General features: G+C 68.4%; 26 protein-coding genes. 12 read left to right on the top strand and 14 right to left on the bottom strand.

Features of this window, described 5'->3' with window-relative positions; translation table 11 throughout:
* The first annotated feature begins 344 nt into the window (after nt 1-344).
* On the top strand, nt 345-2,234 hold the full coding sequence (locus ACWGSR_RS07420) for an SMI1/KNR4 family protein (protein WP_453564286.1): 1,890 nt from the start codon (nt 345-347) through the stop codon (nt 2,232-2,234).
* 325 nt (nt 2,235-2,559) lie between these two features.
* A complete protein-coding gene (locus tag ACWGSR_RS07415) occupies nt 2,560-3,261 on the top strand; it encodes a hypothetical protein (RefSeq protein WP_453564284.1) in 702 nt (233 codons plus the stop codon).
* Here the strand turns inward: ACWGSR_RS07415 and ACWGSR_RS07410 are convergent.
* On the bottom strand, nt 3,175-3,972 hold the full coding sequence (locus tag ACWGSR_RS07410; protein ID WP_453564281.1) for a hypothetical protein: 798 nt from the start codon (nt 3,970-3,972) through the stop codon (nt 3,175-3,177). The genes ACWGSR_RS07415 and ACWGSR_RS07410 overlap by 87 nt on opposite strands.
* Between ACWGSR_RS07410 and ACWGSR_RS07405 the strand changes: the two genes are divergently transcribed.
* The 3 genes from ACWGSR_RS07405 (at nt 3,967) to ACWGSR_RS07395 (ending at nt 5,938) form a co-directional block, all read left to right on the top strand.
* Nucleotides 3,967-4,218 carry a hypothetical protein gene (locus ACWGSR_RS07405; RefSeq protein ID WP_453564278.1) on the top strand — a complete coding sequence of 84 codons (252 nt, stop codon included), beginning with the start codon at nt 3,967-3,969 and terminating at the stop codon, nt 4,216-4,218. The two genes, ACWGSR_RS07410 and ACWGSR_RS07405, sit on opposite strands and share 6 nt — an antisense overlap.
* Nucleotides 4,219-4,468: 250 nt before the next feature.
* Nucleotides 4,469-5,050: a hypothetical protein gene (locus tag ACWGSR_RS07400; protein WP_453564275.1), complete on the top strand. Its 582-nt coding sequence runs from the start codon at nt 4,469-4,471 to the stop codon at nt 5,048-5,050.
* Between the two features lie 435 nt (nt 5,051-5,485).
* Complete coding sequence (locus tag ACWGSR_RS07395) at nt 5,486-5,938, top strand: hypothetical protein (RefSeq protein WP_453564272.1); 453 nt, start codon at nt 5,486-5,488, stop codon at nt 5,936-5,938.
* Nucleotides 5,939-6,214: 276 nt separating this feature from the next.
* On the opposite strand, the gene ACWGSR_RS07390 is transcribed toward ACWGSR_RS07395, so the two are convergent.
* Both ACWGSR_RS07390 and ACWGSR_RS07385 read right to left on the bottom strand, forming a co-directional pair.
* Complete coding sequence (locus tag ACWGSR_RS07390) at nt 6,215-6,523, bottom strand: DUF6300 family protein (protein ID WP_453564269.1); 309 nt, start codon at nt 6,521-6,523, stop codon at nt 6,215-6,217.
* 126 nt (nt 6,524-6,649) lie between these two features.
* On the bottom strand, nt 6,650-6,799 hold the full coding sequence (locus ACWGSR_RS07385; RefSeq protein ID WP_453564266.1) for a hypothetical protein: 150 nt from the start codon (nt 6,797-6,799) through the stop codon (nt 6,650-6,652).
* Between the two features lie 108 nt (nt 6,800-6,907).
* On the opposite strand from ACWGSR_RS07385, the gene ACWGSR_RS07380 reads away from it, so the two are divergent.
* Nucleotides 6,908-7,279 carry an ankyrin repeat domain-containing protein gene (locus ACWGSR_RS07380; RefSeq protein ID WP_453564262.1) on the top strand — a complete coding sequence of 124 codons (372 nt, stop codon included), beginning with the start codon at nt 6,908-6,910 and terminating at the stop codon, nt 7,277-7,279.
* 46 nt (nt 7,280-7,325) lie between these two features.
* Here the strand turns inward: ACWGSR_RS07380 and ACWGSR_RS07375 are convergent, their stop codons facing one another.
* The gene (locus tag ACWGSR_RS07375; protein WP_453564260.1) at nt 7,326-8,039 is read right to left on the bottom strand and encodes a Type 1 glutamine amidotransferase-like domain-containing protein; all 714 of its coding nucleotides are present in this window, start codon (nt 8,037-8,039) and stop codon (nt 7,326-7,328) included.
* Between the two features lie 1,096 nt (nt 8,040-9,135).
* Nucleotides 9,136-9,762, bottom strand: coding sequence for a helix-turn-helix domain-containing protein (locus tag ACWGSR_RS07370; protein WP_453564258.1), 627 nt, complete (start codon nt 9,760-9,762; stop codon nt 9,136-9,138).
* A gap of 352 nt (nt 9,763-10,114) precedes the next feature.
* Between ACWGSR_RS07370 and ACWGSR_RS07365 the strand changes: the two genes are divergently transcribed.
* Nucleotides 10,115-10,546, top strand: a complete 432-nt coding sequence (locus ACWGSR_RS07365; protein ID WP_453564256.1) for a hypothetical protein — start codon at nt 10,115-10,117, stop codon at nt 10,544-10,546.
* A 261-nt stretch (nt 10,547-10,807) separates the two neighbouring features.
* Complete coding sequence (locus tag ACWGSR_RS07360) at nt 10,808-11,218, top strand: hypothetical protein (RefSeq protein ID WP_453564254.1); 411 nt, start codon at nt 10,808-10,810, stop codon at nt 11,216-11,218.
* A 210-nt stretch (nt 11,219-11,428) separates the two neighbouring features.
* On the opposite strand, the gene ACWGSR_RS07355 is transcribed toward ACWGSR_RS07360, so the two are convergent.
* The 4 genes from ACWGSR_RS07355 to ACWGSR_RS07340 all read right to left on the bottom strand — a co-directional run bounded on the left by ACWGSR_RS07355 (nt 11,429) and on the right by ACWGSR_RS07340 (nt 13,453).
* The gene (locus ACWGSR_RS07355) at nt 11,429-11,902 is read right to left on the bottom strand and encodes a hypothetical protein (protein WP_453564252.1); all 474 of its coding nucleotides are present in this window, start codon (nt 11,900-11,902) and stop codon (nt 11,429-11,431) included.
* Nucleotides 11,899-12,714: a hypothetical protein gene (locus ACWGSR_RS07350; protein ID WP_453564249.1), complete on the bottom strand. Its 816-nt coding sequence runs from the start codon at nt 12,712-12,714 to the stop codon at nt 11,899-11,901. Before ACWGSR_RS07350 ends, ACWGSR_RS07355 begins: the two co-directional genes overlap by 4 nt.
* A gap of 98 nt (nt 12,715-12,812) precedes the next feature.
* Nucleotides 12,813-13,076, bottom strand: coding sequence for a transposase (locus tag ACWGSR_RS07345; RefSeq protein WP_453564247.1), 264 nt, complete (start codon nt 13,074-13,076; stop codon nt 12,813-12,815).
* Nucleotides 13,064-13,453: a transposase family protein gene (locus ACWGSR_RS07340; protein ID WP_453564887.1), complete on the bottom strand. Its 390-nt coding sequence runs from the start codon at nt 13,451-13,453 to the stop codon at nt 13,064-13,066. The genes ACWGSR_RS07345 and ACWGSR_RS07340 overlap by 13 nt, the downstream gene beginning before the upstream one ends.
* 278 nt (nt 13,454-13,731) lie before the next feature.
* On the opposite strand from ACWGSR_RS07340, the gene ACWGSR_RS07335 reads away from it, so the two are divergent.
* Nucleotides 13,732-14,229, top strand: coding sequence for a hypothetical protein (locus ACWGSR_RS07335; RefSeq protein WP_453564244.1), 498 nt, complete (start codon nt 13,732-13,734; stop codon nt 14,227-14,229).
* A gap of 674 nt (nt 14,230-14,903) precedes the next feature.
* Nucleotides 14,904-15,194, top strand: a complete 291-nt coding sequence (locus ACWGSR_RS07330; protein WP_453564241.1) for a glyoxalase/bleomycin resistance/dioxygenase family protein — start codon at nt 14,904-14,906, stop codon at nt 15,192-15,194.
* A gap of 479 nt (nt 15,195-15,673) precedes the next feature.
* Here the strand turns inward: ACWGSR_RS07330 and ACWGSR_RS07325 are convergent, their stop codons facing one another.
* Nucleotides 15,674-15,799 carry a hypothetical protein gene (locus ACWGSR_RS07325; protein ID WP_261993161.1) on the bottom strand — a complete coding sequence of 42 codons (126 nt, stop codon included), beginning with the start codon at nt 15,797-15,799 and terminating at the stop codon, nt 15,674-15,676.
* Nucleotides 15,800-15,834: 35 nt separating this feature from the next.
* Nucleotides 15,835-19,230, bottom strand: a complete 3,396-nt coding sequence (locus ACWGSR_RS07320; protein WP_453564239.1) for an RHS repeat-associated core domain-containing protein — start codon at nt 19,228-19,230, stop codon at nt 15,835-15,837.
* Nucleotides 19,231-19,622: 392 nt separating this feature from the next.
* Here ACWGSR_RS07320 and ACWGSR_RS07315 point away from each other — a divergent pair.
* A protein-coding gene (locus tag ACWGSR_RS07315) for an IS5 family transposase (RefSeq protein WP_453564237.1) occupies nt 19,623-20,467 on the top strand; the annotation gives its coding sequence in 2 pieces (ribosomal slippage) (nt 19,623-19,959 and nt 19,959-20,467; 846 coding nt in all).
* A gap of 108 nt (nt 20,468-20,575) precedes the next feature.
* On the opposite strand, the gene ACWGSR_RS07310 is transcribed toward ACWGSR_RS07315, so the two are convergent.
* Nucleotides 20,576-20,830, bottom strand: coding sequence for a hypothetical protein (locus tag ACWGSR_RS07310; protein WP_453564234.1), 255 nt, complete (start codon nt 20,828-20,830; stop codon nt 20,576-20,578).
* Between the two features lie 562 nt (nt 20,831-21,392).
* Nucleotides 21,393-22,343, bottom strand: a complete 951-nt coding sequence (locus ACWGSR_RS07305; RefSeq protein WP_453564232.1) for a DUF5996 family protein — start codon at nt 22,341-22,343, stop codon at nt 21,393-21,395.
* Nucleotides 22,344-22,531: 188 nt separating this feature from the next.
* Here ACWGSR_RS07305 and ACWGSR_RS07300 point away from each other — a divergent pair, with 188 nt between their 5' ends.
* The gene (locus ACWGSR_RS07300; RefSeq protein ID WP_453564230.1) at nt 22,532-23,254 is read left to right on the top strand and encodes a flavodoxin family protein; all 723 of its coding nucleotides are present in this window, start codon (nt 22,532-22,534) and stop codon (nt 23,252-23,254) included.
* Between the two features lie 166 nt (nt 23,255-23,420).
* On the opposite strand, the gene ACWGSR_RS07295 is transcribed toward ACWGSR_RS07300, so the two are convergent.
* On the bottom strand, nt 23,421-23,780 hold the full coding sequence (locus tag ACWGSR_RS07295) for a UBP-type zinc finger domain-containing protein (protein ID WP_453564228.1): 360 nt from the start codon (nt 23,778-23,780) through the stop codon (nt 23,421-23,423).
* Between the last annotated feature and the right edge of the window lie 246 nt (nt 23,781-24,026).

Raw genomic sequence — 24,026 nt, 5'->3', positions numbered from 1 at the left:
AGAGCTGTCGCTTTCCGTCACGCGGAACCTACGGGCAACTCCCGACGTCAACCCCTGAGACCTTCTGCTGACTCTCACTTCAGCGCCTGAGCTTCTTCTCGTTCTGGTGTCCGGAGGGATGCGGACCTGATGGGTATGTCCTCGACACGTGGTGAGGCGGCGACGGACCCCTCGTGAGAGTGCCCAGTACAGCGAAACGAGAATCAGCAGCTGGCCTGGGCCTGTCGCGGTAATTACGTCACCTCACCTGCGAAAAAACGCGGGTCGCCCTGCTGAGGGGCCCGCCCTCGCGGTAGATGAGAACAGGGTGCCGCCTTGTCAGTGCCGGGTGACACCATCCGGCCATGAGTAGCGAATCGTTCAACTGGCACGAGTTCCTGGGACGGTGGCAGGAGGAGTGGGTTCCGCGCCCGGACGCAGACGAGGACGGTGAGCAGATCCTCGTCCGTCCGGGCCTGCCCGGGGCGGACGAGGCGGTGATCGCCGTGGCCGAGGAGCGGCTGGGGCGGCGGCTGCCGCCCTCGTACCGGGGGTTCCTGGCCGCGAGCGACGGGTGGGACGTCGACCAGACGGCCGGGATCTACCGGCTCGGGGGTGCCTCGGATATCGACTGGTTCCGGGATCCGTACGACATGACCGCGCTGTACGAGCCGGATCCGGGCGACGACCCCCGCGAGGAGGACGTGCTGCTGGCCGGCATGTGGCAGCGGGCGCTGCGCCTCGAGACGGACTCCGACATGTCGCACGCCCTTCTCGACCCGGGCGACAGCGACGAGGACGGCGAGTGGGCACTCTACGTCTACAAGGGCTGGAGCGGTGAAGTGCCCGAACGCTACCCCTCGTTCCGCGCATACATGGAGGCCATGTACCGCGGCTTCCACGCCGACCGGGTGGCGCAATCCGACTTCGTGAACGCGACCACGCTCGCCCAGGACGTCCACGTGGACGAGGCTCGTCTGCTGGCCCTGCGTGGACGGTACGAGGAGGCCTTGCCCCTGCTGCAGGAGGCGTTCTCCTTCGGGAGGCCGCGCAGCGCCGTCCTGCTGAACCAGCTCAGGCAGATGCTCGCTCCGAGCGGCTCCCAGGGCCACGGCAACCTGGTGGCGGACCCGCTGTACCAGCCGGAGATCCTGCCCCTGGAGGCCATGGAGCAGGCGAACGGCCGGGGGTCGTCGGGCGGGGACGAGCAGTGGCTGCGGATGACGGTCGCCCGGGGGGCCGCCCCGGAGATCGCCGAGGCCGTGCTGGGCGCCGTGCGGGACGGCACACACCAGTACACGCCTCCCGGTCCGTGGGGGCGGGCCGTCGCCGAAGCCCGGGAGGCGGCCCGCTGGGGCGCCACCGACGCCGCGTGGCACGTGCTGCGGGACGCGCTGCCGCTGTGGGAGGCGCCGGGGCCGCTGATGGTCGTCCCGCTCGGCCTGCTCGCCGATCCAGTCCTGGGGCCGCTGATCACTCCGGAGCGCGGGCGGGAGATCCTCGCGACACCGCGGGCCGGTGAGACGGGCCCCGCTCCCGAGCCGGTGCCCGATCTCGATCCGCCGGGCCTCACCTGGCTGGCGGGGCCGTTCAGGTACGGACAGCCGCTCGACGGCTACCGCTGCGTCTGGGTCGAGGGGGCGGATCCCGTCGGCCTGCCTGCCCTGATCGGTGAGGAGGGTGCCGAACTGAGCCCGCCTGTCGATCTGTCGAGGTCTTTCCGGCGGGCGCCCCAGCCCCACGAGCGGGAGGGCGTGGAACTCTGGGAGGACCGGGCCGGCGTCGCCGTCGGCCGCACGGCTGAAGGGTGGGCCTTCGCCTTCGACGGGCCCTCCCACCGCCACCTGCACGGCCTGTTCCTGTCCCCGGCCGCGGCCGCCTCCTCGTCCGGCCGCGCGGTGGTGGTGTGGTCCGACCCGAGGCGCTCGTCCCCGGACGATCCGTCGGCCTTCCACGTATCGGTGGCCGAACACGGCCAGGAGCTCTACGCCTTCACCGTGCGGGGCACGGAGATCCAGCGCTCCGGCGCGATACCCGAGACCCTGGACCCCGCACGGCTGTTTCGGCCGGAGGACACCGAGCGGGACAACGAACGGCGGGTGCTGGAGGCCCTGCACACCGAACTGGGGCTCTCGCTCCCCCGCTTCGCGCTGACCCAAGGCAGGCTCCACACCTTCACCACCCGGTCCTGGACCCGGGCGCCACGCGCAGGTGAGGGCTTCGCCTACCTCAGCTTCACGCGGCACCGGTCCTGACCGCCAGGGGGCCCGCCCCCGTGGTGGCGGGCCCGCTGGCGACGACCGACCGCGGTCTCAACTGCCTCCCTCGCCGACGGCGAGGATAAGCAAGGCGGCCTGCTCGCCGCCCACGAGTCCGGCCTCATCCCTGCCTGGGACCTGCTGATCGCAGACGAGGCCCACCGCACCTCGGGCAGCGTCAACAAGGCCTGGGCCGCCGTCCACGACGACACCAAGATCCCCGCGCGCCGCCGTCTCTACTACCCCCCCGCATCCGGGAGTCCGATCCTGCCTACGCCCAAACCCTCCTGCCCGGCGCAAGCAGCCCCACCTGGCCGTTTCCATGGACGACCCCGACGTCTACGGGCCCGTCGTCTACCGCAAGGAACTGAGCGAGGCGATCTTTGAAGGCCTGGTCTGCGACTACCGCATCGTCATGGTCGTCGTCGAACACCTCGGCCTGCAGCACCAGCTGCGCCGCACCCGCAACGCCACCTTCCAGGACACCGCTGCCCTCATCTCCCTGTCCACCGCCCTGCTCAAGCCTGCCGCCCGCTACCCCGGCACCACCGGGGCCGGCAAGTGGATCAGCTTCCACCAGCGCGTCAAGGACGTCCAGGCCTTCACCGACACCTTCCTGGAAACCGCCGCGGCCCTGACCGGCGAAACCATCCCCGGCCCTACCGCCGGCACCGGCCAGGACGCCGAAGAGGTACCCCTGGTCCCCGCCATGGTGCGCGCGGACACCGTCCACATGGACCACCCCGACCGCGTCGCCCTCCTGGACAACCTCACCGGACCCCAGCCCCTGACCGGCGACGGCCGACCCAGCCACCTCACCCTCGTGGCCAACTGCCGCCCCGGCCCCGGCCGAACCTGCGCTGGTAGCAGCAGGGCACCACGCCCCCGGCGGCGTCGGCGCCTGAGCAGCCGCAGCCGGCCGGCTCGGCTCCGCAGGTCAGCCGCGCGGCAGGTCGGGGAACCGGTCGTAGGCCAGGTCGCCGGGGGACACGATGGACTCGATCCGCTGGGGCGGGATCGGTGATCTGTAGAAGACGTCGGCGTCGGCCGACTCGTGGCCCAGGGCCTTGCCAACGAAGACGTGGACGACGGAGGGGAAGACGCTGTGCCCTTCCTGGACGGGGGTGGCGAGGTCCAGGAGGGCGGTGACGACCGAGGGAGCTCCCAGGCTGCGGAGCTTCGCGGCGAGAGCAGGGGCGCCCTCGCAGTGCTGCCAGTAGACGGCCTCGCCGCCCCAGTAGGTCAGCAGCCGGTGGATTGCGCCGACGTCGTGGGTCTGGGGCGCGGCCGACAGGGTCAGGCACACCTGGTCCTCGCGCCTGCCCCAGCCGCGCTGTCCGGGGACCGTCTCGTTCACCGACCACAGCCTCTCGTGCTCCGCCGCGCTCAGGTAGCCGAGCGCGTGGGCCTGGTCCAGGCGGTCGTTGACGAGCCGGGCGGTCAGCAGCCGCAGGCCCTGGGCGCGGATCGCGTCCTTCTCGTGGTCCAGCAGACGGGTGTGGTGACGGGCCCGGACGAGGTGCCCTTCGAGGTGGGCAAGAACGGTGTCCTCGTGCGACAGGAGGTCGAGGTCCTGGTAGTACTCCGGGGCGTGACCTGAGCGGCCGGCGTCGTCGGCGAGCCCGCCGACAAGGTCGGCGAGCGGACGGGGCCAGGTCGCGGGGACATCCACGTCGACGATCGGCAGATCGGCCGGTTCCAGCGGGCCTATGCGGCCCGATCCGATTACGTGCATGGCGACGTGATTAAAGACCAGAAAGATCAGGAGAAACTGGAAAAGCTGCGGGCCCTCAGGCTCCTGACCCAGGAGACCATCCTGCGCTGGCTTGTTCTGACCCCTTCCGACACCGACGACCTCGCACCCCTGCTCGACGACGCCGCGCAGTGCACCAGTTGTAGACACCGCATCGACCAGCCCCTGCGCGACTTTTCCACCACCACCCCGCCCAGTAGCCTGCCCGCCGACGTCACCGCTACCTGACCTCCGGCCGGAAGCACCGCCGCCCGCCCGTACCCCAGGCATCTCGGCGGTACATGCCGCCGCCGGAACGTCAGGGCGCGCTGATACTCGGCTGCCTGAGATTGTGGCGTTCCAGCGCCGCCCGGCTACCCCGATCGCAGGAAAACCCGTACTGCGCAACAGCGGGCGCGCTCGTCGAGCCGGTCTTGGGAATTAGCCACGCGACGGCGGCCTGCGCTGGCAGGATGGTCGGGAACGCGAGGAGGCCGCCGTGAACGAACCGCTGCCCATGGACGACAAGGGCCCGAAGCTACCGCCGACCTACCCTCCCCGCACCCCGCCCCCGCAGAAGAAGCCCGTCGAGCCCCCGCGGCCGAAGCCGTCGACGAAGCCCGTCACCACCTCCCTGCCGCTCCCCGGCCCCGGACAGGCCCGCGTACAGACCCGCCGGCCCCGCATGACCGTCCGCAACCGGCGCGCCGCGAACTGGGCCCTGGCCGCTTACCCGTGGACCGGAACGCAGGCCGTCACCAAGGTCACCGCGACCGTCCGTGCCTGGGGCTACACCCACCCCGACGACGACCAGCTTGAGGCCGTCGTCCGTCTCCTCGTCGGCGCGGCCGCCGCCGACCACGGCCGGCGCATCAGCGTCCACCTCGCCGACCAGGACGGCATGCTTCTGATCGCCGTCCTCAGCCACACCGACACCGTGCCCGACGGCACGGTCCTCGCCGACCTTGCCGCCGTCCCCGCCACCGCAAGCTGCGGCACCGACACCTCCGACGACGGCCGCCGCGTCTGGGCCGTGCTCTCCACCGACCGCCCCCGCACCCGCGCCACCCCCGCGGCCTGACCCGGGCGCTGCGTACCCGGAAGCGAAGACCGGCGGCCGCGCTCTGCGGGGCGGCCGCCGGACAGGTATCCGTCGGCGCCTGTGCCGCTGAATCGACTCCCGCGATGCAGCCCGGACGGCAGGCCACCGACAGCGAGGCGGAGATGGTCGCCACCATGCTCCGTATCGCCGCCGATATCGACCGCCTAGACGCGCTCAGCGACCCCAAGCCCCTCCCCCTCACAGCAGCTTGTGGGCGGCGTCCGTCCTGCTGCAGACCGGCGAAGGCCTGCGCGTACGTGCCGAACAGGCCGCCGAGCTCAAGCAGTGCCCCGCGCTACGACGCCTCGTCGACGAGACGACCGACAGCACCGCCTGCAGTAGAAGTAGCGCCCGTGCGAGGGCTACCTGCCGATTCCCCGCTACGGTGCCCGCGTCGGCCCCTACAGTGTTCCCATGGCCTATGACGAAGAGCCCGGGACCATCCGGGACGTGTTCGTGGTGGAACGCCCGGCCGGGACGAACCTCTCCGATTCGAGCAGCCCTGGAGGGATCAGCGCCCTCCTACGGGACGCCGCCAACGTACTCGCCGGACACGCCGTGCTCTATCCGGCCGACGACGAACTCGACCAGATCAGGGCCGAGGCGAGGGAAGAAGGCCACCAGCAAGGCGCTGCGAAGGGCATGGTGAAGGGCGTGGTGATCGGCGTCGCTGTCACCGCCGTGCTCGGCGCCGTCGCCGTAAAGACCGCGCCGCTCATCAAGAGCAAGTTCAACAACCTCAGGTCGAAGCTGAACCGCAAGCCCGAGGACCCCGCCGAGACGGGCCCCCTCCAGGCCGTGCCAGAACCGCCCGCCACGGCGGAAGAGGAACCCCCGGGCCGAGGCAGGCACCTGCACGCGGCGTGACGCCCCCTGCGGGCCACCTGCCGCATGTACCCTCTCGGGGCCAGAGCAGTTTCATAGTCTGTCGGGCGTGACGCAGACGGCCATGGACACCATCGCCGCGTTCCTCGGCGGCTTGGAGGAACGCGGCCTGTCCCACACCACCCGGCGCATCCGGGCGCGCTTCCTCACCGAGTGCCTGGAGCACGCGCTCAACAGCGCGGACGCCCCCACAGCCCGTACCGGTCCATTGTCTGTCTGTCTGTCTGTCTGCCTGCCTGTCCGGCCGGGCTCGGCTGTTCAGTCTTGTTCGGGCGGGAGCTCCCGCCAGTTCTGGCCGTGGGCGGCCATGCACTCCTTGGTCCACTCCATCAGCAGGTGCGCACCCTCCGGGACGCGGCTGGTGTCCTTCCCACCGCCATCGGTGAACCATTGGACAAGAAGGCCGGCGGCCGGATGATCGACGTCACCGGTGTCGCAGGCCGCGCACAGCTCCAGGTGGATCGGCCGCCCGTGCTCGTCGTCCTCCGGCGCCACCGCGCTCACGATGAGACCGCCCCCGCAGCGCGAGCACCGCGGCAGCCGGCCCGAACGCCTGACCCGCTCCATGCCCGGCTCCCTTCGCCGTGGACGTACTCCTCCACCCAAACCCCGCCGACCTGCGCCGTCAACCACGCCGACGCAGGAGAAGCACTCGCCGACGACGCTCTCCTTCACGCCGGAGCCGCCGCAGCCTCAGGCCTGAGCGGGAACGACCCTTACGTCGGACACGCTCTCCTGGGCATCCTTGTACCTCTTGTAGTCCTTGGCGGCCGACGGACTGTACATGACCGCCGACTCCCGCTCCCGGCCGTCATGCACCCAGACGATCTTCACGTTCTCCATGCCGCTCCTCATCGCTTCACCGTCTCCTGCGGCATGCCGCAGGACCTGATCAGCATCTGATCCGGCACCGACAGCCCGGCCGGCCTTGCGAGCAGGCACGATGTCGTGGTGATCAGCTTCGAGATCGAGAGTCCTTGGACGCCCGCCCATCAAGCGGTGGAGTCCAGCGAATCCGCCATGCTCACGCGGCTCCTCGACGAGGGGGCGGACGTCGATGAGGTCTGCTGCGGGATGACCTTGCTGATGCACGCCATTGACCTGGAAGGGGACTCGGCGCTGCAATCGGGGAAACCGATCGACAGTGCTCTTACTGCGGTCGTTCTTGCCTACGGCGCCGATCCTGCGGCAGAGATCGATGGTGCAACAGCCTACGACCTGGCCCGCTATTACGATCATGAGATGGCGATCAGGCTGTTGGACCGGTTCAGCACCCGCCAGGCCAAGCCGAAGACTCGATTCAGGAATCTCTGCCGGCGGTAGCTTCCGCCGATGATCGGCCGGAGAAGTCCTGATGGGGCTGCGACATTCAGGTGAGCAGACGGCAGGGCAGGGCTTGTTCGACGGCTTCACCGTCTGATGTCGGTTCTACGCGGTAGAGCAGGGCCTGGGGTGTGCGTGTCACGCAGTCGCTCAGCTGGCCGTTGGTGAATAGTGCGCCGACCCCGTCCTCCACCGCCCAGCCGGCCGGAAGCGCGCGGGCGGCCACCGCCTTCAGGTAGGACGTTCGGCGGCCCGGTTCGCTGTCGTAGTGCGGGCATACCGAGCCGGGCAGCAGCCCCAGTCCGTCGGCGAGGTGGGTCAGCGGGCCGAAGGAGTCGGTGTGGGAGCCCTCGGCCCAGCAGTTGGCACCGGCACTGATGCCGCACAGCAGAACACCGCGGTCGAAGGCTTCACGAAGCAGCCGGTCTACACCGTGCACACGCCAGACGGCCAGCATGTTCGCGGTGTTGCCGCCGCCCACGTAGATCACGTCCTGAGGCAGCAGGAACACGCGCAGGGCCTCGTCACCCAGCTCCCGTCGGAACAGCTCCAAGACGCCTGCCTCGCACGAACGCGACCGGAATGCCCCGAGGAACTGCTCGATGTAGCCGGGAGCGTCACCGCTGGCTGTCGGAACGAAACACACCCTGGGGCGGTGTACGGACACCTGGCTCAGTACCCAGTCATCGAGAAGGCCGTCGGCATCGGTGGAGAAGCCGCCTCCGAGAAGAGCCAGACGACGTTCCGGAACCACAGCCACGCGAGTGCCTCCTCAGCACACGATGCACACGACCCCTGAACCGTGCCAAGCCGTCAGGCAGGCTCGCAATCCAATAGTCCCCCGGCGGCCTGAAGGCCTACCTGCTCAAGGCAGACCAAGGAACGACCGTAGAGGCAAGAAGTCAGTCCGTGCTCCATGGCTGTAGTCCGGTAAAGCAGCGTGGCGATAGCCGAGACAGCCGCCCGGCTCGTCTGGGAGGACTGAGGTGGTGAGCACGGCATGGACGTCGAGCACCACCACATCGACCATCCGGTCCTCTCCTCCAAGACCCCCGCCTGACCCGCCCGCCCGTACCCCGGGCGGGCGCACCGCCGTTCTCGGTCGCCTGCCCGGAGAGCGCGGTCCGCGCGGTCACTCGGCACGGTGGATCCGGGCCGCGCCACCACCAGGCCGTGCTCCTCCTGCGGGAGCGTGGAGCCCATGCACCCCCGCCGCACTCTCCTCGCCGCCCTGGCCACGCTCCTGGCCACCAGCGGGTGCGTGGCCGTCCCCCACGCCCCGGCCCCCGCTCCGCAGCCTCGGCCCGCCGCCCTCGCGCCCGCCGACGCCCGCCCGCCCGTCCCGCTCCCTGCTCCGGCCGACCCGACCCCGGCTGCGCCCCGGGAAGCGCTCGACGTCACCGACCCCCGGCCGTCGACCGCTCCGCCTCCTGGCGAGGCCCGCGCCCGCCGCTGCGGGAGCGCGCCCGGTCGCACGGCCCGCCAACCCCGGACCTGCCCGCCGGACCACGCCGACGACCTGCCGTCCGGCGAAGAGCACGCCGAAGAGGAGCACCACCAGGACGGCTCCCCGGAAGGCGGCCAAGCCCCGCAAGAGCCCGAAGAAGAACACGGCGCCGCGTCGGCAGCCGACGAATGGTCAGATGCGGCAGATGCGGCAGCTCTGCCGTCAGGCGCAGCAGATCCAGGCACCCATGGGCGCGGGGGAGTGGTGCCGCAAGGCGTACGGGCGCTGATCGTGCGCCGTACCGGACCGGGGCGCGGAGGGCGCAGAAAAGGCCGGCCCTCATCGTCGGGGCGGGCGCTTCACGATTCCGCGGTCGTCGGCTTCGTCGGCCGGTTGGTCGAGGTACCCGTCAGGTCTGGTCTGCCTCGTCTGCGGAGTCGTGGAGTGCCGCAGCGGTGGTGAGGAGGCGTTCCCAGGTGCGGGGGGTGTGGCCGTGGAGGTCTGCGAGCTCGGCGGCGATGCGGCTTTTGGGGGTGCCGGCGGGCGCTGTGGCGAGGGCTTGGGCGGCGACGGTCAGGCGGGGGTCGTTCTCGTAGGGGTGGGTTTTACGGGGGCCTTCGGGTTTGCCGGGGCGGCGGCCGCCGCCTTTGCCTTGTCCGGGGGCGTTGTCGCGGCTGTCGTGGACTTCGTGGCGGGGCCAGAGGCGTGCGCTGTAGCGCGTGGTGCCGGGGGAGAGGTGGCCTTGGGTGGCGTAGGCGCGGACGGTGCTGGTGTTGATGCCGAGGATCTGTGCGAGGTCGTCGGCGGTCAGGAGGTCGTCGGGGTGTTCGCCTTCGGGCAGCGGGGGGATGGGCCGGCCTTCGAGGTGGGCGTCGGCCTGGGCGAGGTCGTAGAGGAGGTAGCGGCTGTCGGGGAGCAGGTCGGGGACGTGTTCGCGGAAGGCGGCGGCGTGCTTACGGCGCCAGGTGGGCAGGGGGACGCCGGCGCGGCGGGCGACGTCGGTTTCGTTCAGGACGGGGCGGCCGAGGGGGATCACGTTGTCTCCCTGGGTCTTCGGCGGTGGAGCGTGGCTGGGAATGGTGGGTGTGCTGGCCCGGTTTTGGGGGGCTGACAGTGTGAGAAGCCGGCGGTGTGCCGGGTCGCTTCCGGGCGGCCCTCCGCCGACTTCGTTCATGTGCGGACCCACTGGCCACCAGTTTCAACCTCGCAGCGTCTTGCACTCTTCGAGCTGTCTTCCGCAGGTAGGGATCCGACCCCCGTGCCGCCCCGTCGGCCATGTGCTGATCTCGTCTGTGTAGGGTGCACGCTACCTGCGGCCGACGCTCTGTCCGTGGGATGCGATAGGGGGGCGTATGAGGACGCTTTGGGCTTGTGGCGCGGTTTTGAGTGTGGTCGCCCTGGCCGGTTGCACCGGCACGTCGGAAGAAACGAAGAACGCATCGCCGACCGCGACCCCCTCGCCCGTCATGCTCGCCATCAGCGGCGGCATCGACGTCATGTTTCCCAGCGTCGATGCGGCGCCCGAGCTCTCCACGCCGTGCACGCCGCACCCGAGCGCGAAGACGCAGCTCGGGCAGGAGATTCGCGTGCTGGACGATCAAGGCACCGTCATCGGTACTGGAAAGATCGACGGCGGCATGACGGAGGGCCACGCCTTGATGAAAGCTTGCTCAGTCGGATTCTCGTTCAAGGTTCCCGGTACCTCGGAGAATTACCAGTTGATTATCGGAGACTTCGCCCCCCTGAATTGCACCCGTGAGGGAATTCGCCGCGGGCTGTCCTATGACGAGACAGCACAAGGCGATCTCGTCGTGAAATGACCTGCTTCCTGCCGGTGCGGCTGTGTGCCGGCTTCATCGTGGGCGGCACATCGCGGCCTGCGTACGAAGCGAACGCGGGCAGCTGGCTCCGCTCACGCGTTCCAACAGCAGGTGTGCGCGCCTTCGGGAAGCGCCCCATCCGGGCCGTGGTCGATGTTCACGACAACGGGAGGCGTCTCCCAGCCTCTTCTGCCGGCCGGGCAGAGGCGGGGCGTGGGCCGGGCTGCGCGCAGGTGTCAGCGCACCCCGTAGGGTGATCGGATGTTCGATCGTCTGGAGATCAGGGTGTTGCCGCCGGGGTGCCGGTTCGCGGCTCAGGTGCGCTTGTGGGTCAACGGCGAGGACATCGTCGAAGAGGCGGTCGACGCGGGCGGCCGTGGGCCGTATGCCGTCGTCATGTTTCCGGCAGGGCAGCCCAGTCCTCTCAGGGCGACGGAAGAGGCCCGCCGTTTGGAGTTGGGGGAGCCTGAGTGCACCGGCGGGTGCTGCGGCTTCCTGGCCGTGGTCGTGCAGCGGTGCGGGCAGATCGTGCAGTGGTCGGACTGGGAAGTCCCATGGGCAGCGCACACAGCCATGCCTCATCCCCCGCCGGAGCTCCACTTCGACGCGGACCAGTACGACGCCGAAGTGGCACGTGCCGAGACAGACCAGTGGTGGCAGGTGTACTCGTAGGCGAGTACAGCCCGGCCACGCCAGGCCGTGCGCCCTCGTCAACGGGAGTGCCTCCGATCAGGCCCGGGTGCTGCCGGAAACTCGTAAACAATCCGGTCATGCAGCGGCCGCCGACCGCTTCTCAAAGCAGTGCCGAAGTGCTGCCTATTCTCGGGTTCTGGCACGAGTTGTGTGAAGGATCTACGCAGCGTGACGGAGGCTATGAAGGCGTCAGATTTGATTTCCCAGGTGCTGAGCATTCCAAGAGCTGATTATCGCTGCTCGCTGGTCGTCGAGAGTTACGACGTCTGTAGTGGGTGCTGGGGCGAAGATGTCGACTGTCTCAGTGCCCTCGCTCTGGGGTTCCGAGTGGCGGGCATACGCTTGCCGTCCGTTGGTGAATTGTCGGAGCTGGCCGGACGGGTGGACGTTGCGGCGGGCTCCCTGGCAGCACAAGAGGCGGCCATCAAGTTCGAGATGTCGGCGGGCCTGGGAAAGGCAGTCAAGATAGTCGGTCCCGCTGAACTCGGTGCGTGAGTGAGCGTCGATGAGCGCGATGAGAGCGGTGGAAGGGTCGCCGAGGCAGATGGTGACGTGATGCACCATGCCGACAGCGTCAATGGTCTGAAGGTCGATCTCCTCGGTCCACTTGGTCTGAGGAACGCTGCTGTCGTCGCTTGTGTTCTGGCCGGACCGGTTCTTCATATCGACCATGATCTCTGCCGATGGCCAGTCAGGGAAGCTCTCAGCCTGCCAGCAGGACGCGCTTGCGGAGGAGGGCGAAGCCTGCGCGCCCGAACATCTGGCGCTTGAGCATTTTGTTCCGGTTGACGTGGCCTTCGACGACGTCCGAGTTCCAGGGGGGTGAGGCCGGCGATGACAGCGTCGCGGTCTCGGTCGATGCCAGCGGCCAGGGTGTGGAGGCTGGGGAGGTCGTCCTGTCGGACGGCATCGAGCCAGTCCGGCAGGCGTTCGCCTTGACGCCTGGTAAGCATGGCCGCGAAGGACCGCACATGCCTGGTGAGCGCATCGGCTTCGGGGCAGTGCGTCCGCACATTCTTGAGCTGTAGCTGCTCGGATTCGGTGAGGGTGTCCGGGGGCCGGAGGATCCATCCGGCGGCGGCTCGAGGTGAGGGCGGCCGTGCGGTCACCGGCCGCGGCGAGGTGCGCTTCTTGTGCAGGTAGGTGCGGACGCGCTGATAGCTGCCTCTGTAGCCGAGCGGGACGATCTCTTCCCAGAGTTTCCAGGCGTTGGTGCACCCCTCATTCCAGCGGTCGTCGAGGTAGGTCTTGTACTCGTCGAGGACGGATGCCCGGTTCTGCCACTGCCCGTCAAAAAGGTCTTCGGGAGCGTCAGCGCGGGAGAACCGCAGGACCGTGTTCTGGCCCATGCCGAGTTGCCGGACCACGGACTGCTTGCTGTGCCCAGCGTCCAGCAGTGCGTGAATGGTGGCGTGCTTGGCGCGTGTGCGTTCGGCGAACCGGTGCCCCGTCGGCCGGGGAGAGCTGGACGGCATGCCTTCGAACGCGGGCTCCGGCCCAAGGCCGGCGGAATCAGGAACGAGGGCTCGGAGGCAGTGGCGGTGCTGGGCGACGGCTCGTTCAGCTGCTTCGCTCAGGTTATGCCAGAGGTGCCATCGGTCCGCCACAGCTGGATCGCCTGCGGCGTTCCAGCTGTGGCGCCTTCTGCGAAGAAGAGCGCACGGTCCCGGCAGACGACCTCTACGCCGGGACGCTCGGCGAGCCACGCGGCCAGACTTGATGCTTCCCGGTCGGGGAGCAGGTCGATCGGGCGGCGGGTTTCGACATCGACCAGGACGGTGCCGTAGTGGCGGCCCTTGCGGGTGGCGTACTCGTCGACGCCGACTACCCGCGGCACGGGCACCTCCGGCTCGGAAGAGCGTCGACCAGGCGCAATACCGTGCTCCGGCTGACGGCCACGCCCAGGACGGCAGCCAGCCGGGCACCGGCCCGGCCGGCCGGGGCGAGACCGACTGCGGCCAGGGTGGAACGTTGTCGCTCGGTGCGCTGGCTGTGCCTGCGGGTGAAGCCGGGTATCTGTTCCGCGAAGGTCCGGCGGGAGCACATGTTGTTCCCGCATCGGAAGCGCCGAACTCGTAACTGGAGTACGACGCGTCGCCCGGCGCTCGGCGCGTCAGCGGGAAACCGCAGGTAGGAGCTGTGAACTCGGGTTGACCAGGCTCCGCACCCCGCACAGGCGGCGCCGACCGTGGTGCATTGCGCGTCAACACGCACTATCTCGATATCGACGTCCACCGACACCACCGCGACGTCCGCGATCGCCGGGAACAACAACTCCTTCAACCGGAGCACGACCTCTTCCACGGTCCGGACTGTCAGCCCGGCAGTACCGACCAACGCCCATTTTCGGGCGACTTCGCAAGCCGCCGGGGACGCTCAGCTGTCACTCACCGTGGCCCCTGCACGGAACCTGAGCCAGAACCCTGCGACGTGAACAGAGCCAACAGGACGGCCCTGTCTTGCCGCTTCCGCCCGACGGGCAGGATGTGTGGATGGCGAAGAGCGAGATGGAACTGCTGTCCTTGTTGCGCGGGCTTGATGACCCGGAGCGGCTGGAACGGCCGCTGCACTACGACCGCGCGGCGACCGGCCTCAAGTTCCGTGGGCTGGTGCGTCGGCTCGAAGCGGACTTCGGTGCCATGTGCGAGTCCGAGCGGGACACCCAGGACTCCAGCGAGTACGGGCGCGTCCACGTGCCCGCGGACGCGACGGTCTGCGGGACGCGGATCGTGGTCTGCGTGAGCAAGTTCGGATCCCTCGCCGAGGTCTGCGCCGACAACCCGGGGGCCTTCCTAGGTACGGACGAGGCCTACGAGGAGGGGGCGCTGGACCTCGGCGACCTCGCCACCGTGGAACGGGCGCTGGCCGACCTCGGCTACGTGAGCGTCCCCGAGGAACTGCTGGAGAGCGACTACGACGGCCCCAGCAAGCTGGAGCACTTCTCGGCCCGGCCCAGCTGGTGGACACGGTTCTTCGGGACGGTCTGGTGATCCACTCGCTCTACTGCCACAAGCCGAACCTGCGCGCCGGCCGGGGCCCAGGGCAAACCCGCGGCAAGATCCGGAGGAGGCGGCTCACCTCCACGGCTTGACGGCTTACGACCTTGGGAGCGATTGACGTGTGGGCATGCTCGCCTGGCGGTTCGGCTGGTGCGTGATCAGTCGGCGGTCGGCCGGAGCGGTCGGAGACCAGGCTGGCGATGGCCAGGTGGGTCTCGGCGTAGATTTCCCGGCGCCCGGTGAACCGCTGTAGCGGTCGCCACTGCTTGAACTCGGCGTTGGTGTGTTCCACACAGATCCGCCTGGAGGACTGGCGGCGCTGCTGCTCGCGTCAGGCGTGGTGTTCGCTCAGCGGCGCGTCGTCCTTGGGCTTCTTCGGAGGGGCGCTGACCTGGGCAGGGAACTCGTTGGCCAAGCCCCGGTAGCCTTCGTCGACCTCGGCCTGGACTCTCGGGTGTCGCTTGCCACTTGGGTGCGAGTTCTTCGAGCAACTTGCCGAAGTGTGCACGAGAGACCCCGGACAGGGCAGGATGGGAACAGGCCGCACGGGCCCAGGCGCGCCTCACAACTTGCCCAACCCGTACGGCCCTTGCTGCGTTACGGTTCGATCCCCCGTCAACGTCAGCAAAGGCCAGGAACCGATGAGTGACCCGAAGCCAGTCGGCGTGACCTTGCTGGTGCTGTACTCGCTCCGGCTTGAGGAATGTTGGCGCTTCTACCAGGGCCTTGGCCTGGACTTCGTCGCGGAGCGGCACGGCCAGGGCCCCGAGCACTACGCCGCGGTCCTTCCAAACGGCATGGTGTTCGAGCTCTACCCAGCCAGCCCTGGACGTCAGACGGACGCACTGCGCCTCGGCCTGGCCGTCGACGGCAGCACGGCTACTCCGCCACTCATGCCAGGACGCCACATCCTCACCGACCCCGACGGCCGCACGGTCGAAGTCCACTCAACCTGAGCACTGTCAATCGCTCCCAGGTCGTTAGCACCCCGCGCCGGCTGCTCTCTTGGACTTCAACCTTCTCCGGGTAGGCCGGGAAGCACTTCGAGGCTTCCAGGGCCGCCGGGTACGAGACGACCTGCGCCACGAACGTGGCAAGACATACCGCGAGCCTCTGCACGGGGCGTTCTTGGGCGGAAGGGCACGTCCACTGCCAAAAGGAGCCGGGCATAGCGCGCATCAGGCGTGCGGCTCGTCTGCCCCGGTGCTGGCACTGTGAGGGCGGCCTTATCGTGAGCGGGATGGGGCCGAAGAACGACGAGTACGAGAGACTGATCCGCCTGGCCTTCCTCGGCCTCGCAGCAGCCAACTGCTGCTACAAGCGACTCCTCCGCTTCACCACATAGGTCACGGTCTTACGCGGGCAACACTTCGCCCGGCCGGTACGGAACCAGCCGGGCGAAGCGCCACACGTCCTGCGTGTCTGGCGGGTGGTGCTACCTCTTGCGGGCCTTACTCACCAGGAACGCCACCCCGACGATGACGATCAGGGCGATGGCGATGATCCAGAAGGGCGGAGTGCCTTCCCCGGCGCCCTTGGCCAAGAACTGGCTGTATGACATGTTGTCCTCCCTCTGCTGTTTACCGATTTCGATGCCTAATTCAGGACGCTGGTCGCGGCCTTCTCGCCGAGTTCGCCCGCCCCATATCCGACGGCAAAGCAGGTGGCACCGACAGCAAGTCCGCCCACACCTGCGGTGGGTGCGCTGACAGCGACGGCGACCGCGCCGCACCCGGCCTCGGCGGCGGCACCCGCCGCCAGGCCGGCTCCCGTGGCCAGGGCGTCCTTGTAGTTGCCCTCGGACACGTCCTTGGCCATGCTGCCGATGTCGTACATGTCGAAGCCCTTGCCGACCGCGTCAAAGAAAGCCAGTCCGCTCGGGTCGATGCGGTTGACGGGGTCGCCTTCGGCGTAGAGATAGGGGTTCTTCTCCTGGCCGGAGGGGTCGGTGCTGGTGAAGCGGCCGATGTTGGGGTCGTAGTAGCGTGCGGCGAAGTGGTAGAGGCCCGTCGGGTCGTGGTAGCCGCCGGCGAACTGGTAGGGCTGGGGGACCTGTTCCGAGCTTCCGGCGCGCTGGACTCCGCGGGGGCTGTAGGAGTAGGTGTTGACCTTCGTGCCGGCCTCGTCCGCGAGCGCGACCACCGAACCGAGTGCGTCGGTGAGGTAGTAGTAGGACTTGGCCCCGGTGGTCATGGAGTTCAGGGTGCCCCCGGGTTCACGATTGAATCCCATGTCGACGCCACCGATGCTCTTCGCGGACAGGCCGAGGGGCCCGTTGTGGAAGAACGTGTCGCCGAGCTTGATCCGCTCGCTCTGGTCCGTCGAGCCGTACTGGCCGGCGTAGGTCTTGCCGCCCACGGTGATCGACTTCATCTGGGAGTAGTCGGACCAGGTCTCACCGGTGCGGGTGCCCTCGGGGGTGGAGGCTCCGGCGGTCTCGTTGCCGACCTTGTCGTACGACCAGTTCGTCGCGACGCCGTTCTTCGCGGTGATCTGCTGGGCGTCGTTGATCGTGTACGTGGTGCCGCGCGGGCAGCCGGGGTCCACGCCCTGGGAGGTGAGGTTGCCGGCCAGGTCGTAGCAGTACTGCCAGGACGAGTTGAGGGTGGTGCCCTTCTCCTCCTTGGCGTAGGAGAACCGGCCCGCATCGTCGTAGGTGTAGGTCGTCTTCATCCCCGCGACCACGTCCGTCCGGGTGCGGATCTTGCCGCCGTCCTTGAGGGGGGTGGTGGCGTTGGCGTCGTGGTCGTAGCCGTAGGTGTAGGCGAGGTCGACCAGCGTGCCCTTCGGGGACGTCGCCCGGATCTTCTCCGGCCGGTTCGAATTGTCGAGCGTGACCTCTTGGGCGGTGCCACCGGGATACGTCGTCTTCGTGCGGACGTCATTGTTGTTGTAGGTGTACGTGGTGACCTTGCCGGTCGGGTCCTTGAACTGCGTGAGCTTGTTGACCTGGTTCCAGGTGTAGTCGGTGACGCCCGCCGGGTCCTCGTACGTGTCCACGTTGCCTGCCGGGGTATAGGTCAGGCGGGTCTGCGAGCCGTTCTGCAAGGTGCGTACGGTTTCGCGGGACAGCGGGTCGAAGGCGTAGGCGGTGACGCCGGTGCCGTCCGAGCGCTGGGTGAGGTTTCCGTCTCCGTCGTAGGAGTAGGTGACGGTGGCGTAGCCGGAGGTGTCGACCTTGGTGATGCGGTCGCGGTGGTCGTAGGTGTAGAGAGTCGTGACACCACGGGCGTCCTTGGCGGTGGCAGGCCGCCCCAGGTCGTCATAGGTGTACGTCGTCACACCGAGGGGGGCGGGCGGGGTGACCTTGGCCAGATTGCCCTTCGCGTCGTACGTGAAGGACGTGGAGACCGACTTGGTCGACGACATCTTCGTCGTGACCTTGCAGCGCTGGCCCTCGAACCCACCGCAGGTGGCGGTGGCGGGGTTGTAGTCGAAGGACTGTGTCCCGCCGCCCGTACCGGTCACAGCGACCGACTTGGTATTGCCGACGGTGTCATAGGTGTAGTCCGTCTTCTCCCCGTCGACGGTTGTCATCGAGCCGGGCAGATCTGCGCCCGAGAGCGTCTGGTAACCCGCCACGGCGGCAGTGGCTCCGGTGGGCAGCTTCGCCGAGGTGAGGTTGTTGCGTGTGTCCCAGCCATAGGTGGTGACATTGCCGCTGGCACCACCGACACCCATCGCGTCCGTCGCGGTCTGCACGTTGTTGTTTCCGTCGAAGGTCTTCGAACGGGAGCGGCCAAGCGCGTCGGTCACCTTGGTGACCTTGCCCTCCGCGTCGTGCTCGTGCTTCGTGGCGTTCTGTTCGGGGTCGGTGACGGTTGTCGTGCCCGCGCCGGAGGGATAAACGCCGGTGTAGGCGTAGGTGTACGTGGGGCCGGTGTGTCCGGAGCTGCCGGTCTGGGTCGCCCGCAGCATGGATGTGACCCGGCTCTGGGCGTCGTAGCTGAAGACCGTCACCCGCCCTTCCGGGGTCGTGATCTTAGTGATCCTGCCATCGGCGTCGAAGGCGTAAGAGGTGGTCTTGCCTTCGGTGTCCGTGGTGCGCGAGAGGTTGCCGTCAGCATCGAGATCGAAGACAGCGGTCCGGCCGGTGTGGTCCTTGGCCTGCCACTGGTTGGGATACGTCTTGAGCAGGTCGATCCAGCGGCCCGAACGAGTCTCGGTCAGCTTGAAGCCCTTGTGCTCGTCGGTCTCATCGTGCTGGTCGACCGTGATCGTGCCCTTGTTGCGGTCGGTGACCTTCGTCAGCGTGCCGTTCGCGTCGTAGGTGTCCTTCACACCCGACTTGCGGTTGGTGAGTGTGTAGGTGCCGTCGGCGTTCTTCTTCAGGTCCTGCGAGTACCCCTTGGGCGTGGTGAGGGTGCCGTCGGCGTTCTTCGTGAAGCTGACCGAGGCACCCGTCGCGTCGTAGAGGACGACCGAGTTCGTGAAGACATGCAGGTAGCGTTCGTACTCCTGCCACCAGCGGTCCGAAACCTTGCCGTAGGGCCCGTCCAGCGAATTGTATGTACGTGCCAGGCGCAGTTTCTGTCCCACTCCAGCGACCTCGAAGTCGGTCGCGGCCAACATGAGGTTGCCGTTGGACAGGTTGATCCGCGCGACGAGGGAGTCGGTGATACGAAAGTCTGAGATCTGGTGCCAGGGCACCGAGCCCTGTCCCTCGGGCACCCATACAAGGGTTCCGGTCTCGCCGGCCGTGCGGTTGGCCGTGACCCGTCCCTCGTTCGCAGGGATGCTCCCGGTGCGGGCGCGTTCTTTCTGTGCTGCCCGCCAGGCCGCCTCTTCCTTCGACGGCGCCGCTTCGGGCTTGCCGGGTACGGGCCTGGTCGATCCCACCTTGACCGGCGGGATCTCCAAAGGCGCCGCCTCTTTGCCCCAGACCGAGCCGGGGCCCGGACTGGCCACAGGCGAGGTGGCGAGTGCCGGCAGCGCCGACGCGCCCAGCGCGAGAACCGCGATCGCCGCAGTCAGTGAGTGTCTTGCCGTCATACGGGCACGCCGAGAAGGCGTGCCGGAAGCACGCGAAGTCATGCACTTCCCCCCACGAGAAGAGATGTCACAGCAGCCCCATCAGCCACCGGAGCCGCACACGTTGCCACAACCGCTTCCCGACCGGCCGGTGACTGCCCGCCATTCAGTCGCACACACGGGCGAGAATCAGACAAGTATGCGACCGACCTTTTTGCCTCAAATCATGTCGCAGGACAACACTTGCCATGTCGCAAGGCGCTTTTTCCTGAGAGGCAAGCTGACCGGAAACCATTTTCCGTGATCCTCTTTCACCCTGTACTGGAGAGCGAAATGGGCTGGTCAGCAGGTGTGGTGACGAGGCAGGGCCCCCTAGGGCGTTTCTTACCGATCATCGGATCGTTGGTCCGGCCATGCCGTTGACTGACGCGCAGTGGGCGCGGATGGAGCCGTTGTTGCCGGACCGGATACCGAGGCGGGGCGGGCGGTGGCGTGATCACCGGCAGGTGATCGACGCGATCGCCTGGAAGTTCCCGACCGGGTCACAGTGGGTGCACCTCCCCGCGGAGTACGGTTCGTGGAAGGGCGTCTATGCGCGGCTGAGGAATTGGGCCATCGACGGCACCTGGGATCGAGTCTTCACCGCCCTACTCGCCCAGGTCGATGCTGACGGCGAGCTGGACTGGGTCGTCGCGGTGGACTCCACGGTCTTGCGCGTGCACCAACATGGTGCCGGGGCCCGCAAAAGGTGGCCTCGGCTGACGAGCCGGCCGACCACGCGATCGGACGGTCGCGTGGTGGGCTGACCACGAAGGTCCATCTCGCCGCTGACAGCCGCTGCCGCCCGCTGTGCTTCGTGCTCACGCCCGGCCAGGCAGGAGACGCGCCAGCGTTCGACCACGTGATGGCTGCCATCCGGATCCCGCGTCGGGTTGGCAGGCCCAGGGCCAGGCCCTTCATGGTGCTGGCTGACAAGGCGTACTCGTCACGGGCCATCCGGGACCATCTGCGAAGGCGCGGAGTACGGGCCGTGATTCCACAACCCGCCGACCAGATCGCCAACCGCAAGCGCAGAGGACGCGGCGGCGGGCGGCCGCCCGGATTCGACCGCGCGGCCTACAAGCGACGCAACACCGTCGAACGCTGCATCGATCGCCTCAAGCAATGGCGCGGTCTCGCCACCCGCTACGAGAAGACCGCCACGGTCTACCGCGTCGGCCTCCTCATCGCGGGCATCTTCCTCTGGTCCGTCCGCTGAAGAACAGCCCGCTCAGGGGCGGAGACATTCTCCCTGCGGATCGAAGCAGACGAGCTCATGCTCGCGGGCCAGCTCAGCGGCGTACTCCGACACCTCCTCGGCCTTGCCTTAAGACATGAGCAGGTACACGATCGGCCCCGATGCCTCATTGACGACCGGTGTCGACGCCCACACGATGCTGCGGTCGATGTCATCCGGGTACCGTGCGACGAGGGCTTCCACGTACGCCACGATGCGCGGCGCCGGAGGCGCGACGACATCGTCCGACTCCAGGTAGCGCTCATAGAGCTCGTCGTACATCGAGCCCGCTTGGCGGTCATCGAATGGACGGTCGCCGTCCCACACAGCAAGGTCGTAGCTCACAGGCGCATCGTCGCAGGCAGCAGTTCTGTCAACGCCAGCAGGTTTTGCGACCGAATCTCCGCCAGTGATCCGTAAGAGAGCTCCTAGCGCTGCCCGGCTGGGTACGAGCCCGTGGGCTGGTCGTCCACCTCATGGTCTTTATGGGAGGTCAGGGACGCGGCACAGTGGTGTGAGGTCTGGTGGCTGACGAAGCGCCTACGCCAGTGGCGCTGCTAGCGGCGGCCTTTCACCTTCTGCTCAGCACGGCCTCGCTCAGCAACTGGCGCCTATACGGGACAACCGGAATACTTGACCGGAACGTGGTCGCGCCCTGGCCGGAGCCCACGACAGACCCGCATTTCAGCGGGCGACTCCGGCGACATACAGATGTAGGTGTAGGTCCTCAGGGTGCCCTCGTGGAGCGAGGACCCGCTTCAGCACGAGGGACGTACGACGGGCTACGACGCTGGGCTGCTGGAAAGCGCACGAGGTCTCGCGATCGGGGTCCCCATCGTGCGTCATCTCGCACCGGAGCAGGGCACGCATGGCGGAGGAGGTCACCGAAGGCGGGTCCCGCGAGCGCTTACGGAGCCTTGGAGGCGTCCCGGACCTGGGGGTCGGTCACTCCACCCGGGCAGAGCCGATCGGCGGGCCACCCCGCCAGGCGCGCGCCGGCCACGAAAGCGCTGTCGTAGAACCGGAGGATCTCGGCGCGGGCGTCCGGTGCGGTGCGCACGTCGTCGTAGGGCAGCAGGGCGAGGTGTGAGCCGTTGTTCTGCGTCCACTGCGCGGTCGCCGGTTCCAGTGGCTGCCGCGCCAGCCCGTCAGGCTCCGGCGCCGTGTATGAGTAGAAGGCGGGTTCGGGGTAGGACCGGTCGTCGCCGAACCAGAAGCCGCTGCTGATCACCTCGCGCGAGTACGCCTCGCGGGTGACAGGATCGACGGAAGGGCCCTGCGCCACATTCCGGTCGGAGAACCGGGTCACGGCGATGTCGAAGGTGTGCCAGAAATGGTGGACGGGGCTGGTCTTACCGGAGTATCCGGCCGCGTACTTCTCCAGGACCAGCATGACCTGGGTGAGGATCGTCCAGTAGCGGTTCACAGCGGCCGGGTCGTACGCGGCGTGCTCGTCGTCCTCGGCGAACGGCCGGGCGGCGTCGGGCAGGTCGAAGGGGTAGGGGTGTTCCGGGAGGATGCCGATGCCCAGGTGGGGCAGGGTGCCGGTGAACGCGCGGTAGAAGCCGGCGACCGACAGGCCCATCAGAGGGAACGATGCCTGACGCCCGTCGAGGTTGAGTACCCGCAGCCGGTGGGCGGCGAAGTCGAAGTCGACGGTGAAGACTGTCCCGTCGGCGAGCGGGCCGGTGGGCCGGGTGGTGATACCGCTCCCGGTCAGATGGAAGGGGACGTTCCACCAGTGGTTGCGCCGGACACTGGCCGCCAGACGCACCTTGCCGACAATCTGGAGGAACCGGCGCAGCGTCTCCTTCGTCGCTGCCCAGGACTCCCTGGGCAGCGCGGGGAACAAGTCCATCGGGGATCCTTCCCGCGGGGCCCGCCCCGGCCCGGCCGGCCGGGGACACCTGGTTCCACTCTCGGCCCCGGCACACATGGCCGCATCCACAGGACCCACGTGGGTACCGCGTTCGCTTCGCTTGTGGTGCCGTCCCCGCCCGGGTGTTCCAGGCTTGCGGCATCAGCCTCTGTGAAGGGAGCCGTTACATGCCCTCCAGCACTCCGCCCCACTACGACGGTCTCAGCGCCCTCTACCTCAACTGCACCCTGAAATCCTCACCGGAGACCAGCAACACCGAGGGACTGATCGACCTGAGCGCCGAAGTGATGCGCGCGGGTGGCGTGCGCACGGAGGTGGTCCGCCCCGTCGACTGGGACCTCGCGATCGGTGTCCAGCCCGACATGACCGAGCACGGCGCCGCCACCGACGCCTGGCCAGAGCTGTACGCCAAGGTGATGGCCGCCGACATCCTGGTGCTCTGCGGCCCGATCTGGCTCGGCGACAACAGCTCTGTGATGAAGCATGTCATCGAACGGCTCTACTCCAACTCGGCCGAACTCAACGAGGCTGGCCAGTCCGCCTACTATGGGAGGGTCGGCGGCTGTCTGATCACCGGCAACGAGGACGGCCTCAAGCACTGCGCCATGAACATCCTCTACAGCCTCCAGCACATCGGCTTCGCCATCCCCCCGCAGGCCGACGCGGGCTGGATCGGCGAGGCCGGCCCGGGCCCCAGCTACCTCGATCCGGGCTCCGGCGGTCCCGAGAACGACTTCACCAACCGGAACACGACCTTCGCCGCCTGGAACCTCATGCACCTCGCTGCCCTCCTCAAACGGGCCGGCGGTATCCCCGCGTACGGCAACCAGCGCCCCGAGTGGGACGCCGGTTGCCGCTTCGACGCTCCCAACCCGGAGCATCGCAGCTGACATGCGACCAGCGCCCCGGACGGGACTGCGGTGCAGAGGCCGCGGGGAGGACGGCAATCCCCCTCGGCCATACGGGACAGCTCGCCGGCGGCGTCACGGCGGGCGACTCAATGACGTGGTGGTGTTCGCGGTCGCGCGCCCGGGTCCGCGGCGGCCTGCCGCCGACTCAGTTCAACCGCTGCTGCCAGTCATCGGGCACTGCTCCGGCCGGGCCCGGCACGGGCTGGTCGGCCGGGTGGGAAGTGGGCGGGGCGAGCTGCAGACCTTCGTAGAACTGCTCGGTCTCGTTGCTGTAGAACCACTCCTCGTCCGGTTCGTAGCTGGTGATGAAGGGATGCCCCACCGCCTGGTAGTGCTTGGTGGCATGCTGGGAGGGCGAGGAGTCGCAGCAGCCGATGTGGCCGCAGGCGGCGCAGCGGCGCAGGTGGAACCACCAGCCGGGGCCGTCTCCCGCCATGCAGTCGGCGCAGCCCGGGCCGCTGGGGGTGGCCTGCGGGTCGATGCCGGGAATCGCTCGGTCAGCCATTGGTGTGCTCCTCGTTCGGTAGGCACCGGCCGGTACGGCCGCACGGCGCGGGACGATGGCCCTTTCCCAGGCTGCGCCCGGCAGGGGAGGGGCGCCAGCGGGCAAAAGAACGGCGGCCGGTCTGGCTCTCGCAGGCCTGGTCGGCTCCTCACTTACTGATCGTTTCAGAATGAGTTCGGCGTAGGGGCTTGGCAGTCGGGTTGGGTGGCGGCACAGTGGTTCGGGTGTCGGATGATCTTGTGCCTG

The organism is Streptomyces sp. NPDC055632 (genome assembly GCF_053618675.1).
The sequence above is the reverse complement of the archived record's forward strand: the minus strand, read 5'-3'. Positions and strand labels throughout refer to the sequence as shown.

Excerpts from the sequence above, each read along its gene's own strand:
- ACWGSR_RS07355 (WP_453564252.1), bottom strand. The coding sequence starts at position 11,902 with ATGAAGAACCGGTCCGGCCAGAACACAAGCGACGACAGCAGCGTTCCT.
- ACWGSR_RS07420 (WP_453564286.1), top strand. The coding sequence starts at position 345 with ATGAGTAGCGAATCGTTCAACTGGCACGAGTTCCTGGGACGGTGGCAG.
- ACWGSR_RS07320 (WP_453564239.1), bottom strand. The coding sequence starts at position 19,230 with ATGACGGCAAGACACTCACTGACTGCGGCGATCGCGGTTCTCGCGCTG.
- ACWGSR_RS07305 (WP_453564232.1), bottom strand. The coding sequence starts at position 22,343 with ATGGACTTGTTCCCCGCGCTGCCCAGGGAGTCCTGGGCAGCGACGAAG.
- ACWGSR_RS07415 (WP_453564284.1), top strand. The coding sequence starts at position 2,560 with ATGGACGACCCCGACGTCTACGGGCCCGTCGTCTACCGCAAGGAACTG.
- ACWGSR_RS07335 (WP_453564244.1), top strand. The coding sequence starts at position 13,732 with ATGGCGAAGAGCGAGATGGAACTGCTGTCCTTGTTGCGCGGGCTTGAT.
- ACWGSR_RS07390 (WP_453564269.1), bottom strand. The coding sequence starts at position 6,523 with ATGGAGCGGGTCAGGCGTTCGGGCCGGCTGCCGCGGTGCTCGCGCTGC.
- ACWGSR_RS07350 (WP_453564249.1), bottom strand. The coding sequence starts at position 12,714 with ATGCCGTCCAGCTCTCCCCGGCCGACGGGGCACCGGTTCGCCGAACGC.
- ACWGSR_RS07360 (WP_453564254.1), top strand. The coding sequence starts at position 10,808 with ATGTTCGATCGTCTGGAGATCAGGGTGTTGCCGCCGGGGTGCCGGTTC.
- ACWGSR_RS07325 (WP_261993161.1), bottom strand. The coding sequence starts at position 15,799 with ATGTCATACAGCCAGTTCTTGGCCAAGGGCGCCGGGGAAGGCACTCCG.
- ACWGSR_RS07385 (WP_453564266.1), bottom strand. The coding sequence starts at position 6,799 with ATGGAGAACGTGAAGATCGTCTGGGTGCATGACGGCCGGGAGCGGGAG.
- ACWGSR_RS07300 (WP_453564230.1), top strand. The coding sequence starts at position 22,532 with ATGCCCTCCAGCACTCCGCCCCACTACGACGGTCTCAGCGCCCTCTAC.
- ACWGSR_RS07395 (WP_453564272.1), top strand. The coding sequence starts at position 5,486 with ATGGCCTATGACGAAGAGCCCGGGACCATCCGGGACGTGTTCGTGGTG.
- ACWGSR_RS07410 (WP_453564281.1), bottom strand. The coding sequence starts at position 3,972 with ATGCACGTAATCGGATCGGGCCGCATAGGCCCGCTGGAACCGGCCGAT.
- ACWGSR_RS07295 (WP_453564228.1), bottom strand. The coding sequence starts at position 23,780 with ATGGCTGACCGAGCGATTCCCGGCATCGACCCGCAGGCCACCCCCAGC.